General features: G+C 62.4%; 15 protein-coding genes. 13 read left to right on the forward strand and 2 right to left on the reverse strand.

Annotated elements, in window-relative coordinates:
* Positions 1-90 precede the first annotated feature (90 nt).
* Positions 91-918 carry an META and DUF4377 domain-containing protein gene (locus D5301_RS20115; RefSeq protein WP_110710689.1) on the reverse strand — a complete coding sequence of 276 codons (828 nt, stop codon included), beginning with the start codon at positions 916-918 and terminating at the stop codon, positions 91-93.
* A 73-nt stretch (positions 919-991) separates the two neighbouring features.
* Positions 992-1786 carry an undecaprenyl-diphosphate phosphatase gene (locus tag D5301_RS20120; RefSeq protein ID WP_110710690.1) on the reverse strand — a complete coding sequence of 265 codons (795 nt, stop codon included), beginning with the start codon at positions 1784-1786 and terminating at the stop codon, positions 992-994.
* Between the two features lie 224 nt (positions 1787-2010).
* Between D5301_RS20120 and glnA the strand changes: the two genes are divergently transcribed.
* The 13 genes from glnA to D5301_RS20185 all read left to right on the forward strand — a co-directional run bounded on the left by glnA (position 2011) and on the right by D5301_RS20185 (position 16153).
* Positions 2011-3420: a type I glutamate--ammonia ligase gene (gene glnA / locus D5301_RS20125; protein ID WP_004153533.1), complete on the forward strand. Its 1410-nt coding sequence runs from the start codon at positions 2011-2013 to the stop codon at positions 3418-3420.
* Between the two features lie 350 nt (positions 3421-3770).
* Entirely contained in the window at positions 3771-4109 is a 339-nt protein-coding gene (locus D5301_RS20130; RefSeq protein WP_004134334.1) for a P-II family nitrogen regulator, read from the forward strand.
* Between the two features lie 21 nt (positions 4110-4130).
* Complete coding sequence (amt, locus tag D5301_RS20135) at positions 4131-5561, forward strand: ammonium transporter (protein ID WP_153856695.1); 1431 nt, start codon at positions 4131-4133, stop codon at positions 5559-5561.
* Between the two features lie 173 nt (positions 5562-5734).
* On the forward strand, positions 5735-6247 hold the full coding sequence (locus D5301_RS20140) for a hypothetical protein (RefSeq protein WP_153856696.1): 513 nt from the start codon (positions 5735-5737) through the stop codon (positions 6245-6247).
* A gap of 54 nt (positions 6248-6301) precedes the next feature.
* Positions 6302-6718, forward strand: coding sequence for a DUF1629 domain-containing protein (locus D5301_RS20145; RefSeq protein ID WP_324187365.1), 417 nt, complete (start codon positions 6302-6304; stop codon positions 6716-6718).
* A 51-nt stretch (positions 6719-6769) separates the two neighbouring features.
* Positions 6770-7276 (forward strand): hypothetical protein, encoded by a 507-nt coding sequence (locus D5301_RS20150; RefSeq protein WP_075675710.1) that lies wholly within the window; start codon positions 6770-6772, stop codon positions 7274-7276.
* Positions 7277-7439: 163 nt separating this feature from the next.
* Positions 7440-7748, forward strand: a complete 309-nt coding sequence (locus tag D5301_RS20155; RefSeq protein WP_153856697.1) for a hypothetical protein — start codon at positions 7440-7442, stop codon at positions 7746-7748.
* A 122-nt stretch (positions 7749-7870) separates the two neighbouring features.
* Complete coding sequence (locus D5301_RS20160; protein WP_110710695.1) at positions 7871-8617, forward strand: N-acetylmuramoyl-L-alanine amidase; 747 nt, start codon at positions 7871-7873, stop codon at positions 8615-8617.
* A 67-nt stretch (positions 8618-8684) separates the two neighbouring features.
* Positions 8685-9851 (forward strand): MltA domain-containing protein, encoded by a 1167-nt coding sequence (locus D5301_RS20165; protein WP_110714237.1) that lies wholly within the window; start codon positions 8685-8687, stop codon positions 9849-9851.
* 108 nt (positions 9852-9959) lie between these two features.
* Positions 9960-10274, forward strand: a complete 315-nt coding sequence (locus D5301_RS20170) for a hypothetical protein (protein WP_049435403.1) — start codon at positions 9960-9962, stop codon at positions 10272-10274.
* Between the two features lie 315 nt (positions 10275-10589).
* Positions 10590-11168, forward strand: coding sequence for a histidine phosphatase family protein (locus D5301_RS20175; protein WP_075675705.1), 579 nt, complete (start codon positions 10590-10592; stop codon positions 11166-11168).
* A 1563-nt stretch (positions 11169-12731) separates the two neighbouring features.
* Positions 12732-15152: a DDE-type integrase/transposase/recombinase gene (locus tag D5301_RS20180; RefSeq protein ID WP_075675703.1), complete on the forward strand. Its 2421-nt coding sequence runs from the start codon at positions 12732-12734 to the stop codon at positions 15150-15152.
* The gene (locus D5301_RS20185) at positions 15152-16153 is read left to right on the forward strand and encodes an AAA family ATPase (protein WP_049441968.1); all 1002 of its coding nucleotides are present in this window, start codon (positions 15152-15154) and stop codon (positions 16151-16153) included. Before D5301_RS20180 ends, D5301_RS20185 begins: the two co-directional genes overlap by 1 nt.
* The last annotated feature ends 153 nt before the right edge of the window (positions 16154-16306 follow it).

Here is a 16306-nt window from a genome sequence, read left to right on the forward strand (position 1 = left end):
GCCGCTGACCGGCTTTGCTTCTGCAGAGTCGAGCCATGCTCGACTCTACACAACGAAGAAGGGCGGCCTTTCGGCCGCCCTTCTGTCGTCTTACTTCTTCTCGATGGCCGACTCGACCACCATGTCCAGCACGTACGCCTGCGACGGCGCGTCGGCCGGCGGGTTCTTCACGTCGTAGCGCTTCACGCGCACCACGTTGCGCACGCCGTCCTCGTGGGTGTAACCCTCGATGTTGCCGTAGAAGTTCTCGAACTTGCCCGGCTCACCCTGCTTCAGGCCCTTGTCGTCGAACTTCACTTCACGCACCTGCAGGCACTGGTAGTCCGGGATCAGCGGGTGCGAGCACTTCTCGGTCTTGGCGGCCACTTCCAGGAACACGGTTTCGCCGGCGCCGCCGTAGCGGGTTTCAGCGGTCGGTTCCGGGTTGAACACCAGCACGTCGCCCTTCGCGTTGGTCAGGGTCAGCTTGCCATCGGCATCCTGCTCGGCCTTCAGCTCGCCCTGCAGGCGGCTCGACACGGCCTCGTCCAGCGCCATCAGCGCCTTGTCGGTGCAGGCCATCAGGGTCGAGGCCATCGCACCGACCGTCAGCTTGCCGTCGGCCAGGGTGTAGCCGCCACCCATGTGGTTGCAGGCGTTGCTGACCGACAGGCGGCCATCAGCGAAGTCCAGGGTGACCGGCTTGTCTTCGCGGGCGAACAGCGCGTCGATGCGCTTGCCGTCGGCGCCGGTGGCCTGCTGCAGCAGCCAGTGCTGGCTCTGCAGGCGCTGCGCATCCAGGTGCGCCAGCGTCTGCTGGTCTGCTGCCTTGGCCGCGGCCGGGGCCACATCGTCGCCGCCGTTGCCGGCCGGGGCCGGAGTCTGGCTGCAGGCGGCCAGCAGGGCCAGCGGGAGGAGCAGGGTGAGCTTGCGGTTCATGGTGATTCTCCTTGGGGAACCGTGGGGGAAACGGGGTGGGGCCGGCAATGGGGTTGCCGTGCCCCGGCGCTGTTCAGCTGCCGGAGGGCAACCACAGCAGCAGCGCCGCGCCCAGCGCGATGCGGTAGATAGCGAAGGCGGTGAACCTGTGCGACTTGATGTAGCCCATCAGCCACTTCACTACGACGAAGCCGGTGACGGCCGCGGCAAGGAAGGCCACGCCCACGTCGGTCCAGTTCTCGCTGCCCAGCTGCCCGGCCTTGGCCATTTCCAGGAAGGTGTAGGCGCTGGCGGCGAACATGGTGGGAATGCCGACCAGGAACACGAACTCGGCGGCGGCGGCGCGGCGGCTCAGGCCCAGCAGCATGGCCAGGAAGATCGCCGAGGCCGAGCGCGAAGTGCCGGGGAACACGCCGGCCACCACCTGCGCCAGGCCGACGCCGATCGCCACTGTCCAGGTCACCTGGTCGCGGTCGGGCAGGCGCGCGGTGTAGGCCTCCACCAGCAGCATCCAGACGCCACCGATGATCAGCGCCCAGGCCACCGGGCTGACCGTCTCCGGCAGCGACCAGCCCGCCTTGCGCACCACCAGGCCGACCACGGCGGTGACCAGGAAAGCGGCGCCCAGTTTGAACACGTACTCGCGGTTCTCGCGCTGGTTGAAGCCGGTGGCCAGCTGCAGCAGGCGTTGGCGGAACACCAGCACCACGGCCACGATCGCGCCGGCCTGGATGACGATGTTGAAGAAGTCCGAGCGGGCACCCAGCCAGTGCTGGGCGATGAGCAGGTGGCCGGTACTGGAGATCGGCAGGAATTCGGTCAAGCCTTCGAGGATGCCCAGCAGCAGGGCGGAGAGCAGGTCGGACATGGACGGTGCGGGCACGCGCGGCAGGAAGAAAGAAGGTCGAGAGGATAGACGATCCCTGCTGCACCAAACGGGTGCGTCGGGTGATGGGTGCACCCGTTTGGTGCGCGCCGTTCTGCACCGGTCCGGGGCGCTCTTTTTCAAATCAATGACTTGCGGGCCGCAAAAAGTTGGCACGGTCGTTGCTGTACCTCAGCAGGCATTCATCCCCATCCGAGGTCGTACCGATGTCCGTGGAAAACGTAGAAAAGCTGATCAAGGACAACCAGATCGAGTTCGTCGACCTGCGCTTCGTCGACATGCGTGGTGTCGAGCAGCACGTGACCTTCCCGGTCAGCATCGTCGAGCCGTCGCTGTTCGAAGAAGGCAAGATGTTTGATGGCAGCTCGATCGCCGGCTGGAAGGGCATCGCCGAATCGGACATGGTGCTGCTGCCGGATACCGCCAGCGCCTACGTCGATCCGTTCTACGCCGATCCGACCATCGTGATCAGCTGCGACATCCTCGATCCGGCCACCATGCAGCCGTACGGCCGTTGCCCGCGCGGCATCGCCAAGCGCGCCGAGGCCTACCTGAAGTCCTCCGGCATCGCCGAAACCGCGTTCTTCGGCCCGGAGCCGGAATTCTTCATCTTCGACTCGGTCCGCTTCGCCAATGAAATGGGCCACACCTTCTTCCAGGTCGACTCGGAAGAAGCGGCGTGGAACAGCGGCGCCAAGTACGACGGCGCCAACAGCGGCTACCGTCCGGGCGTGAAGGGCGGTTACTTCCCGGTGCCGCCGACCGACACCCTGCACGACCTGCGCGCCGAGATGTGCAAGACCCTGGAACAGGTCGGCATCGAAGTGGAAGTGCAGCACCACGAAGTGGCCACCGCCGGCCAGTGCGAGATCGGCACCAAGTTCAGCACCCTGGTGCAGAAGGCCGACGAACTGCTGCGCATGAAGTACGTGATCAAGAACGTCGCGCACCGCAACGGCAAGACCGTCACCTTCATGCCCAAGCCGATCGTCGGCGACAACGGCAGCGGCATGCACGTGCACCAGTCGCTGTCCAAGGGCGGCACCAACCTGTTCTCCGGTGACGGCTACGGCGGCCTGAGCCAGCTGGCGCTGTGGTACATCGGCGGCATCTTCAAGCACGCCAAGGCCATCAACGCCTTCGCCAACTCGGGCACCAACAGCTACAAGCGCCTGGTGCCGGGCTACGAAGCACCGGTGATGCTGGCCTACTCGGCCCGCAACCGTTCGGCTTCGTGCCGCATTCCGTGGGTGTCCAACCCGAAGGCACGCCGCATCGAAATGCGCTTCCCGGATCCGATCCAGTCCGGCTACCTCACCTTCACCGCGCTGATGATGGCCGGCCTGGACGGCATCAAGAACCAGATCGACCCGGGCGCACCGAGCGACAAGGACCTGTACGACCTGCCGCCGGAAGAAGAGAAGCTGATCCCGCAGGTCTGCTCCTCGCTGGACCAGGCGCTGGAAGCGCTGGACAAGGACCGCGAGTTCCTGAAGGCCGGCGGCGTGATGAGCGATGACTTCATCGACGGCTACATCGCGCTGAAGATGCAGGAAGTGACCAAGTTCCGCGCGGCCACCCACCCGCTGGAATACCAGCTGTACTACGCCAGCTGACCGGTAGCGATGGCGGTGGGCTTCCCCTTCCCACCCTCCGCCATCGCTTCCGTTCTCGCGGCTGGGGAGCCGCGGTCAGATCGGGGTTGTTGCATGGGGTCGGATCCCTTTCATGCGTGAAAGGGCTCTGACCCCACGTCAAGGATCCCTGATCCAGGGGCAAGAGAAAGACCGGATACGCGACCAGGGCCGCCCTCCCTCCCGCGTCGGTCGTGCAAGGAGAGAGGCACGGCCGTCCCGGCCCTGTACGTGTCCGGTGCAACAGCCACGGCCATCACCCTGATGGCCGCTGGTTGCCTGATGCCAACGCGCGCTGGCGCGCTGGCCCCATCCACCCTCGGGACATGCGCATGAAACTGATCTCCGCCATCATCCGGCCGTTCAAGCTCGACGAGGTCCGCGAGGCCCTGTCCGACGCAGGCGTGTCGGGCATCACCGTGACCGAAGTGAAAGGCTTCGGTCGCCAGAAGGGCCACACCGAGCTGTATCGCGGCGCCGAGTACGTCGTCGACTTCCTGCCCAAGATCAAGATCGAAACCGTGGTCACCGATGAGCGTGCCGACGCGGTGATCGAAGCGATCCAGTCGTCGGCAGGCACCGGCAAGATCGGTGACGGCAAGATCTTCGTCACCGCCGTCGAACAGGTCATCCGCATCCGCACCGGCGAAATCGGTGCCGACGCGCTGTAACCCCCTTCCGGAGACTCCCCCATGAAGATGCGCCTTCTCACCGGGTGGCAAGCCCGGTTCCACTTCGTGTGCCTGTTGATGCTGCTCAGCGCGCTGGCCGCCGGTGCGTGGCCGGGCAATGCCCACGCGCAGGTCCAGGTGTCGCCGCTGCCGAGCGAAAGCGTGGCGGTCGAACCACTGCAGGATCCTGCAGCGGCAGCCGCTGCACCGGCCGTGGCCGAAGCGGCCGCCGCCTATGACCGCGGCGACGTGGCGTGGATGCTGACGTCCACCCTGCTGGTGCTGTTGATGGTGGTGCCGGGGCTGGCGTTGTTCTACGGCGGCCTGGTGCGTTCGAAGAACGTGCTGTCGGTGCTCAGCCAGATCCTGGTGGTGTTCTCGCTGGTGCTGCTGCTGTGGGTGGCCTATGGCTACAGCGCGGTGTTCAGCGCCGGCAACCCGTTCTTCGGCTCGTTCACCGAATTCGCCTTCCTCAAGGGCTTCACCCCCGATTCGGTGGGCAACACGCCGATCAAGGGCCTGCCGGACTATCTGTTCGTCGCCTTCCAGTCGACCTTCGCCGGCATCACCACCGCGCTGATCGTCGGTGCCTTCGCCGAGCGCATCAAGTTCCGTGCGGTGCTGCTGTTCTCGGCGCTGTGGTTCACTCTCAGCTACATCCCGATGGCGCATATCGTCTGGGGCGGCGGCTATTTGGGTGAACTGGGCGCGATCGACTTCGCCGGTGGCACCGTGGTCCACATCAATGCGGGCGTGGCTGGCCTGGTGGCCGCATGGTTCGTCGGCAAGCGCCTGGGCTATGGCCAGACCGCGCTGAAGCCGCACAACGTGCCGTTCACCTATATCGGCGCGATGCTGCTGTGGGTCGGCTGGTTCGGCTTCAACGCCGGCTCCGCCGCCGCCGCCGATACCGTCGCCTCGCTGGCCTTCCTCAACACCGTGCTGGCCACGGCCGCTGCCGTGCTCGGTTGGACGCTGGTGGAGGCGATCAGCAAGGGCAAGCCGTCGGCACTGGGCGCAGCCTCGGGCGCGGTGGCCGGCCTGGTCGGCATCACCCCGGCCTGCGGCACCGTCGGCCCGCTCGGCGCGATCATCATCGGCTTCGTCGCCGGCGTGGTCTGCGTGTGGGGCGTGACCGGTTTGAAGCGCCTGCTGAAGGTGGACGACACCGCCGACGTGTTCGGTGTGCATGGTGTCGGCGGCATCGTCGGCGCGATTCTCACTGGCGTGTTCAGTGCGCAGTCGCTGGGCGGCACCAAGGCCGATCTGGATATCGCCCATCAGGTCTGGGTGCAGGTGGTCAGCGTCGGCCTGACCGTGGTCTGGTCGGCGGTGGTGACCACGCTGATCCTGCTGGTGGTGCGCAGCGTGGTCGGCCTGCGCGTCACCGAGGAAGCGGAGCGCACCGGCCTGGATGTGACCTCGCACGGCGAATCCGCCTACGAGGCCTGAGGTATCGGCGGGCGGCCCTGCGGGGCCGCCTGCCGCCGCCACGGTGGGTGCCGACCGTTGGTCGGCACTTCTACTGCTCTGGTAGGTGCCACGCTTGCTTGGCACTGTCGGCGACTCAGCCACGCATGGCGTGGCTCTACCGTTCCTGCTCCAATGGCTGTCTGCAGGTGTGCGTGTTCGCCACCAACGACTTCGATGGACTACAGAACGGAGCAGGTGTGATCCAGGCGACTTCCGCAGCAGTGATGGAAGACATCGAATGGTATGTCTACCTGCTGACCCTGGGCGACTACAGTCCGCATGCGTTTGTGGACGGCGCGGCTGGCGCAGCAGATCGAGAACGCTGGAGCTTCGCCGTGGAGCTCACCTATCGCTGCCTTTCCTCCGGTCTGTGGCGGCTGACCTACCACGACCTGCTGGCAGATCTGGGGCTTCCCAGCATCGATGCCTTCTGCCACAAGCTCTCGGTTGTCCGTCCGGATCAGCTTTCCGACGAGGGGCAGGTGCTGTGGCTGGATACCTACATGGAAGCGACGGAGCTGTGCCTGGATCTGGTCTCGCGTTACCTGCGTTCGCAGTCGAGCGATGAGACGACCTTTCATCCAGGATTCTACGATGAGATCGAACGGATGTTCTCCGATGCCGGAGTACCCTGGAGCCGTGGGCCGGTATTTCCCATCGGCTGAAGCACTTCCACGTGTGAACGGTTGCTCGCAGAAGATGCCTTTTTCCTTCAAGCTATGCTCTGGATCAGGGTGTCCTGTCCCGTTGCCATCGTGAGTGCCCGGTGCCGTAGCGCACTGGAAGGTCCGCCAGAAGTCGACGGGCTCCATGCGAATGCCGCAATGGAACCTGTCGTGATTGAAGGCCAGCGCACGCGGGGAAGCTACTTTGTATTGATTGTCGAAACCTGCGTCGACTGTGTCGGCGAATCACGCTCCGAATTCGGGAGATTCGAGCGGGATGATCCCGTGAGACCTGATCTCGCAGGGCAGTATCGCGCGTTTGCGAAGCTGGCTCTGGGTGGCGGGAAAGTGGGCTCGTGGCATATTTTCAGGATTGGCGGATTCGGTGCCGCACTGATCGTCAGTGGGGAAGTGAAGTCACGCCTTGAGTGGGCTGGCGTGACTGACGTGATCTTCGAGCAGGTCGGGTAGACCGGAAGTGGGACAGGGGTTTCCGTTGCGGCAGCAGGGAATGGGTTTCGAATGACTATCCAGGCAGTTCTCTTTCCCTACTGGACCGGCGATTGCCACGTTCCATCCAGCGAAGAGAAGATCGGTGACGCGCCGGTGGTACACCATGGGCAGGGACGGGGTGTCGGTGAAATCGCAGCGTGGCTGGATGGAGACTTCGGTCATCTCGGGCGCGGAAGCGAACTGCGGACCCGCAGTGCCTTTGCTGCGCCCACAAACGGTGACGAGGGCAGCGCATGCGTCCACTATGGAGAGGGACATGCTGTCCTGCGGGCGGCCGATTTCTTCCTGGTGCATTCGCGATGGAACTCTCAGGACGTTGTCTTGTTGACGCGACCCCAGATACTGGCTGTGCTTGAGGGCTATGCAGTGTTTCGAAGCATGAATCCGCGGAAGAAGCATCGTCCGCCCATGCCGTTCGCCATCGAGTACGAGGCCGAGGATGAAGAGGCGATCCGATTGTTCACCCAGGTTGGGGGCTGCTTCGAACCGGAGATGGATACTGGACCGGAGTACTGAATGACAGCTGCGTGGCTCCGGCACCCTGATGTTCCCGCGCATGTGCGCTGCACGAAGGAGCGACATGGCGGGCATGAGTAGCGGATCGTGGAAGTCTGCTCCAGGCAGCATGTGCATCGGTCATTGATCGGTACAGGTTCGATCAACCCGAATGGGGACGAAAATGAGTGTCGCAGGTAGACGGACCTTGTTTCTATCAAGCGCCAGTGCACTGGCCTGGCTTTCCCTGCTCGCCCTTTGGGGGGCGGTCACTTTCAATCGGAACACCGACAACTCCCTCGGAATCTACGAGCTGTCCACTGTGCCGGGTGTAGAAGCACTCTTCTGGGTCTGCTTCTTCGGGCAGCCCATGCTGACCGTGGTGATGTTCATCCGGATGGCGTTGCGGCACCGCTCCGCGTTCTGCGAGATCCCACTCGCGATCGCGGTCTGGGGCCTGTTCCTGTACAACCTGTCGTTCTTTCGAAGTTGAGCGGCACGCCGGCGTTGGCCTGACCAGGTCCTGCTGTCCCTGTGTGGACAGCGCGACCATCGGTGGCGTCGTCCGGCACATGGCCTCGAACGATAGACTCGATCCGTGGTTAGAATCTGCCCATGATCAGCCCCCGCCTCCTGGCTCCCACACTGCTGGCCCTGGCCCTTTCGGCCTGCACCGCCACCGCGCCCGTGCAGCACAACCCGCTCGCCACCTGGGTGCCATCGCCGAACCAGAACGCGCGCACGCCCGTCATCATCGTCATCCACCACACCGAACAGAAATCGGTGCAGCAAAGCCTGCATACGCTGCGTACCGCCAACAGCGGTGGGCCGGTCAGCGCGCACTACCTGATCGGTGCCGATGGCCATCGCTATCAGCTGGTTGCCGATGAGCGCCGTGCTTGGCACGCCGGCGCCGGGCGTTGGGGCACCATCACCGATCTCAACTCCGCCTCGATCGGCATCGAGCTCGACAACGATGGCCGCAGCCCGTTCAGTGCGGCGCAGATCGAATCGCTGATCGTGCTGTTGCGCGATCTCACCACCCGGTTGAACATCCCACCGCGCCAGGTGATCGGCCATGCCGACCTGGCGCCGACGCGCAAGCAGGACCCGAGCCGGTTCTTCCCGTGGCAGCAGCTGGCCGAGGCCGGTTTCGGCGTCTGGCCGCGCGCGGCCGACGGCGCGGCGCCGGAAGGCTTCGACGCGTGGAATGCGCTGGCCCGCTTCGGCTATCCGCTCGACAACCGGGACGCCACCGTCGCCGCCTTCCACCGCCGCTTCCGTGGCCGCGACGACCTGCCGAAGACGCTGGATGCCGAAGACGCCCGCATCCTGCATTCCCTGCTGCTGCAGACGCCCTGATCCGGCGCATGAACGCTTGACCCCGCGCTGGGTTGCCGCCCAGCGGCCGGCACTCCACCATGGCGACATGATCGATTCCGCCACCTTCTTCAAGCGCAGGCACTGCATCCTGCTGGCAGCGGCCGTGCTCGCCGGCTGCTCCACCACCGCTCCCCGCACCGGAACCGAAGTGCCGACGCCGGTCACGCCGCCCGCGGCCACCTATGCCAAGGCCGCATGGAGTGCACTGCCACCGGTCTCCGACAGCGATCTGCAGGCCGGCTTCGTTGCGTGGCGCAGCAGCTGCACGCGCCTGAAGAACGATGCGGTCTGGGCAAAACCCTGCGCCACCGCCGCGACGGTTTCGGACAAGGACCCGGCGGCGATCCGCCAGTTCCTGCAGCGCGATTTGGATGTCTATGCACTGCGTGCCGGCGGCCACCAGGCCGACGGGCTCATTACCGGCTACTACGAGCCGATCTACCCCGGCAGTCTTACCCGTACCGACAAGGCGACGGTGCCGGTATACGGCACGCCGGATGATCTGATCGTGGTGCAGTTGGAGAGCGTCTACCCGGAGCTGAAGGGCAAGCGTCTGCGCGGGCGCGTCGAGGGCAAGGTGCTCAAGCCCTATGACGACGCCGGCACCATCGCGGCCAAGGGCGCCAAGGCCCCGGTACTGGCCTGGCTGACCGACCCGATGGACCTGCAGCTGCTGCAGATCCAGGGGTCGGGCAGGGTGCGCCTGGGCGACGGCACGCAGGTACGGCTGGCCTATGCCGAGCAGAATGGCCACCCCTACCGCGCCATCGGTCGCTGGCTGGTGGACCAGGGCCAGCTGAAGAAGGAAGACGTCACCATGGATGCGATCCGCGCCTGGGCCCGGGCCCATCCCGCGCGCGTGCCGGAACTGCTGCGCAGCAATCCCAGCTACGTGTTCTTCGTGCGCAACCCGGACAGCCCGGAGGGTCCACGTGGTTCACTGAACGTGCCGCTCACCGCGGGTTACAGCGTGGCGGTGGACCGCACCGTGGTGCCGCTGGGCAGCCTGCTGTGGCTGTCCACCACGCGCCCCGACGGCAGCCCGGTGGTGCGCCCGGTGGCCGCGCAGGACACCGGCGGCGCCATTGCCGGCGAAGTGCGCGCCGACCTGTACTGGGGCAGCGGCGATGCCGCCGGCAAGCTGGCCGGTGACATGAAGCAGAAGGGCAACATCTGGATGCTGTGGCCGAAGGGCGTGGCCTTGCCGAACTGAACCGACAGGGGGCGGATCCCTTTCCGCAGGGAAGGGCTCCGACCCCGGATGCCTGATAATGGCGCCATTCCGAACTCTCCGGCCGCCGCTGCGGCCAGGACCCCTGCAATGACCTACGCAAAGCACAACGCAAAATCCGGCGCGAAATCCGCCGCGAAGAAGTACTACAAGCACTGGGCCGAATCGGGCCTGGGCAAGGGCAACGTGCTGATGGAAGCCCGTGGCGAGAAGATCGTGCGCCAGGTGGAGATCTACGGCACCAAGATGGTCTGGGCCGACGAGCATGCCCACAGCGACGACCGCTTCCTGCTGGCCGACCAGCCGGTGTCGTTCCTGGATTTCGACGAAGACGACGAGATCAGCGCGCGCGAATTCGAAAGCGCCTGGAAGAAGGCCCGGGAAGCCACCGGCTACCCGGTGTAACGCTGCCCGGCCGGGGTCAGAGCCCTTTTGATCCCATCACCAAAGTAGGTGCCCACCGGAACCACAAAGTCTGTGCAGCCTGTTAGGGTTTGGACCATGCTTTGCCCCCCGTTGAGTGGCAAAGATTGTGTCGTGCGAGGCAAACGAGCGTAGCCCGCCGCAGCAGACAATGGTCCAGAACCATTGCGACAATGCGAGGCGGCCTAACAGCACTAGGTACTGGCTTAAGAGGGTCTATGCGTCGGAGTCAGGGTGCATCCGAGACGGGCGGCAGGCACCTGCCCAGAAGACAAACAGAACAGGGGGAGAGGGAATATGCTAGTGGTAGTTAGGCATGCGCAAAGCATGGCTAATGCGGGATTTGCAACCGCCGATCCCGAATCCATTGCCCTTACTGCCGCAGGGGAGGAGCAGGCTCGCGCATTGGCAATGACCTGGTCGGCTGCGCCTGACCGCATCTTTACCTCACCATTCCTCCGGGCTAGACAGACATCACAACCACTCGCCGAACGCTTCAAGATGGTCGTTGCGCCCCTGGGGGTCCACGAGTTCACTTATCTGTCGCCTGAGCGGTGCGTGGGCACCTCGGCAGCAGACCGCAAGAAGTGGGTAGAGGACTACTGGTCCCGTTGCGATCCAAACTATGTGGATGGACCTGGTGCCGAGTCATTTGCCCAGCTAGTTGCCCGCGCTGCGCGAGCGCTGCGCATTCTTAAATCCTATTCCGCGCATGAGCAGGTGGTCGTGTTTAGCCACGGCCAATTGATGCAGGCGATGCGCTGGATTTGCGGGAGCAAGGCTCCCTCAGTGGTGAACGCTGCAGCGATGGGCGCATTTCGAAAGCTGGATTTGGATCAGCCTATAGCCCATTGCCAGAGGGTATCTTTCGAATAGAAGGCGATCGCGGATACTGCCAACCTCCCGGCCCCGCTCCCCGGCCGCAGATCTTTGGCCTGGTCGGATCAGAAGACTACCCGTTACGCGCGAACAGCAAAGGCTGCTGATGAGGGGCGCACTTTTGGTATCGGTAGGAGATGATTGGGCTCACAGGCTCAGGGATGTGAACGCCACGCCTTTCAGCAGCCCGCCTCATCAAGTAGGAGGGCTCGTGGACGTCGTTCCGGATCTGATCCCAGATCACGTCGTCATTCACGTGAATTGGAAAGCTCGTGTCCGGCAGCAGGCGAAGAAGTTGCTTCGTCTGTGTGATCAACTCATGAGCGTATGGGCGCACTCTGGGATCTCTGCATGCTCCAGATAGTGCTCGTATCATGTGGCTTGCCGCATACCACTGGCGATCAGCCAACCGCTGCAAGTGGAACAGCCGATACGTGCACGTCAGCATGAGAAAGCCATAGATGTCACCTCGTTGGTAAAGGCCATCCAGGTCATATGCCATCACAGGCACGCGGTTCTCATCAGTACTGGTCCTATCGCCCGGGAATGAATAGCGGTCTCCGAGTAGTCCGGCGCTGGACGTAAATAGGCGATTCCAGCCAACAACTGTCCTCATATCCCACTCTCGATGGCTGAGGGCTGCAAAGGGCCACTTAACCACCTCCTCAAGCTGGGGATGCTGCAGGGCAAGGTGTTTGCGCCGCCTGGGTGATAGTGACCGCAATCCCTGCCGATATGCACTGAACTCATCGCTGCGCATCATTAACGGACCATCTAGGCTGTGGCGCCGAAGAACATAGCGTGCCCTCAGCTCTTCCTCACCGCCTTCCACCATAGACCATGTATTCCAGACAATCCTGGAGTGCAGCCTGTCCGATGCATCAGAAGCAGGGCGACCTAAACTGGAGCACTGCATCGCTTGGAGTGCTAGGCAAGCTTCGTGTAACTCCCCCATCGGAAACCTCCAAAAAAACTAGACGTTGGAAGGGCAATTTCTCTGGATGAAAAGGCTACGGTAGAGCGCTAGGGTTACCTGGAACTTAGCATCACTGGAGCTTACGTGAGCCTACCAAGTAAAGAGCCGGATGCATTGTCTGTGGCTTGGGTGGCGCAAACCTATGGCGGGCTGGTGCCGGCCAAAGACCTGTCGCGACTGCTCGGGTTCAATAGCCCGGCAGCACTTAGGCGGGCAAGCGCCACAGGTCGTTTGCCAGTGACGCTGTTTCGTCCACAAGGTCGTCGCGGATGGTTCGCTCACGCCGCCGATGTCAGCGCATACCTTCGATCTCAGGCACCTCAATCTCCGAGGGAGGCAGGCAGCCCATGACCTAGCCCAATCTGAACTTCCCTTGCCGGAAGTTGGAAAGAAAAAACCCGTGAGGTAGGACTCACGGGTTCTCAGATCGGCGACTTTGCAGGTCTTGCCGATACTTTCCCCTTCCCTGACTCCCCTGTCAAGCCTGCGCAGGCCTGCCACGGGCACCTATGTCCGACTCGCCTGGTAAGGCTCGCCCAGGCATTCTGGACGGTGGTCCCGTGGGGTGCGCATGAGGAATCGGCATGTCCACAGACGCTCAATCTGATGGCCTATCGTTTGAAGACCGTCACCAGCTTTACACCCGCATAAAGGCAAGTGAGCTCAGTATCCGGCAGATCGAGAGCATGGTTGCCGGCAGCGGAACAAAGACTGTAGGCAAGGCGGCGCTAAGAAACGTTCGCGTTAGGCATAACTCAATCCGGAACGGTGGTGCGCGAACAGTTGAAAGCCATACGTGCGAGCTGGTCTTTGCCTATGAGCTTGAGCTTGACCCCGAGGTGCTGGGCTACTACGTACAAGTACCATGCCGCCGCGTGCAGCGCACCACGGCGTCCGGGCGCAATCACATCAGCACTGCACATGTGGATTTTCTTGTATTTCGCAGGGACCACGTAGAGCTAGTGGAGTGCAAGCCGCTATCGTGGCTGGAGAGCCAACTGGGGCTTCCGGACTCCCTTTGGGTCAAGCAGGACGCGGTATGGACCTATTTGCCCTACGCCCAATGGGCACAGCAGCATGGCCTGGTGTTCAGAGTCTGGGTACCGCCCACTCCAACCGGTGTGTACCTCCAGAACCTTGAAGCGTGCTACGCGGTAGCCGGTGATGCCCTTCAGCAACATGAAACTACCGCAGTATCCAAGGCAGCTCGGATAATCGCCAAGCGCCCCGTACTGCTGGACAGTCTCCTCGCCGAGGTGCCCGGATTCACACCGCGCCTAGCGCTTTGGATGCTGGGAAGATCGGCGGCCTTCGGTCCATTGCAGAGCACTCCCGTGGCTAGGACTGACCGCTTCCATCTGTATGGCACGAAGGAGCAGGCCAAAGAGGCGGACGGGCTACTGTTTGGAGCCATTGTCAAAGGTCAGTCGCAACCAGCTGTGGACGATCCATTGCTGGTCGCAACCGCTACCGACCTCCAGCGGGCACGCCAGCGACTCAGTAGGCTTGCGCTGATTGAGGCCGGAAGTCTGCCCGCAACACGACGGATGGGCGCTCTACAGCGACAGGTTCGAAAGGCTGTTGCCGAAGGAAGATCCGCGCTTTCGGCTTGTCTTACCAAATATGCCTTTAGCGGAAACCGAGCATCGCGCCTGCTTCCGGAACACGAGCAAGCCATAGAGACCGTCATCGCGCTGCACTGGAACACCGGGAGGGTACATAGACCGAAGGACTTGCTCTATGTGTTCGAAGAGGAGTGCCTTCGGTTAGGAGTTGAGCCTTGCGGTAGGGGCCGACTGGATGCCAGACGAAGAAGCGAGAGCCCAACGCGCCATGCCCTATCCACGGGCGGCTTTCGCGCCTACCACGCGACGCGTACACGCACCGATCCTCGCCATCGCTCGCTGCCTCCGATCGGATATGGCCACACACTGCACGTGGATGCGTCGGATCTAGATGTTCGCTGCGCGCCGAACCTGATTCACTGCTTCCCAGCAAGCAAAGCAAAGTTCTACATCGGCATAGATGGAGCAACGGGCTATCCGATGGCTCATGCATTGGTATTTGGCTCAGCAAGAACCGACGCATTGGCATTGCTCATGCGTGAGTACGTCAAAAGACAGGGCTTCCTACCCAAGTTGATCCATCTGGACAGAGGGCCGGAGAACACCTCCCGCTGGCTACAGGACTTCTGCCATGGCGAGATCAGTCTAAGGTTCTCACCAACGGCTGGTAGTGCCTGGAATGGCATTGCCGAGAACGCCATCAAGCAGGTCAACGAACAAGTAGCACAGCGATTCCAAGGAAGCACGCGGCCCGACCAGATGGGACGTAAGGTCGACGGCAAGTTCAAGAGCCGAAACAATGCCAGAACGGACTTTGTCCGCGTACACGAAGAATTCCTGAACTTCGTCTATCACGACCTTCCGATGACGCCGGGCCCGGATGATACAACGCCGATCGAGAGAAGGGCTGACGCGCTTGCAGCCTATGGCGCTCTAGGCACACCGTGCGAATGGAATGACGGATTCCTGATCAGAACTTCGATCAAGGTGGAGATCAAGAAGCGAATCGATCGGCAGCGTGGTGTACGTACCATCGATGGCTGGTTCACCAGCGACGAGCTCCTACAAGAGCTGCGAACTGAGGATGCCAGTGAAGTTCGTAGCGACTGCTGTGACCCAAATGTGATCTACGTGAAGGTTCACGGAAATTGGTTCAAGGCCTTCCACAACAAAGTGCAAAGCGATGCGCTTTTGTCGGATCAGGAGCGATTGTTTCATCTGCTCTGGGCACCCTCGTTGCGCTCACAATCGGCAAAAAGAAAAGAGGAAGTTGCCCGTGCGCGTCATTCACGCCGAGTGCAAGCCCAAGCGGCAAGGCCCGCAACAGAGCACCTTGCCCCGGTTCCAATGACCGGCAGCGATGAGAGGCTAGATATCGAACCAGTGCCACCCGCGATCGCACAGGACATCGTTCCGTTCGATGAACGGGAGGACTACTGATGAAGATGGTTCAGCACCCAGCCTACGAGGGCCCACGCAAGCGATTGCGAATGGCGCTCGACCGTCATAGGCCAGGACATATGGTGTTCATTATTGGGCCATCGGGCGTGGGCAAGACCACGATGAGGCGCTCGGTAATGCAGGAGATGTTTGGCAATCCAGCATGCTGGGATTGTGGGCGGATACCCCTGGTCGAGACATTCGCCACACTTCCTCACGGCGCGTACTTCAGTTCGCGTCAGCTCGCTGTCTCTATTCTGCAAGAGTTGCACGCGCCCACGTTGGCGTGGCTACTGGACGGAAGCTATCTCGGGGAGGATGCAAAACTGCGAATACGACGCGAGCTCGCCGCAGCAACATCGGAGTGGGCGTCCTTAGCGCGAACAAGACAGACAGAAGGCGAGTACTGGGGGATGGTGCAGCGAAGCCTGAGAGCGCGTAGTTGCAAGTACGTATCAATCGATCAGGTCACAGCGCTACTAGTCAACCACAGAGACAAGTCCCCCGCTGACCACACCCTCCATCTGATGGCGATAGCTGAAGCCACAGGCGTGATGTTCGTTATGACTGGGGTGCACAAAGCCACGCAGTTGTGGTCGGTCAACTCCGAGTTGCGACGCCGAGTCACAACTGTTTGGGTGCCTCCATATAGCGATAAGCGTCGGGATGACAAACTGCCGTTCCTTCGTTTGCTCAAGTCATTGGCCACTCGCTACGGGCTATCACAGGATGATCTGCTAATCCGGATGGCCAACGATATCCTTGCCGCTACCGGCGGCGTATTCGCTGAGGTGGTCGAACTACTGGGGCGGGCAGATATTGCTGCGAAGCAGGAGGGATGCAACAGAATTCTCAAGCGACACATCGAGATCTCCTACTACGGAAGTGAGGATCTTAGGAATCTATGGCGGGACATCGACGCCTTTGAGATGAGCATGGTTGCCGGCAGTGTCACTGAGCGATCAGAACATGTGAAGGCGCGCTGGGGATCTCCAACCTGAGGGAAGGAAATGGTGACTACCGACTCAAATCAGTTCCGGTGGGGCGCCGATGCAAGGCGGCGGCGCGACGATCTCGCGCGAAAACTGCACGCCAGGAGGCGGTTCGCGGCTGCATTAATCATTGCGATTGCACTCCTCTCCCACCTGGCAGAG

Source organism: Stenotrophomonas sp. MH181796, assembly GCF_009659995.1.
Taxonomy (GTDB): Bacteria; Pseudomonadota; Gammaproteobacteria; order Xanthomonadales; family Xanthomonadaceae; genus Stenotrophomonas; species Stenotrophomonas riyadhensis.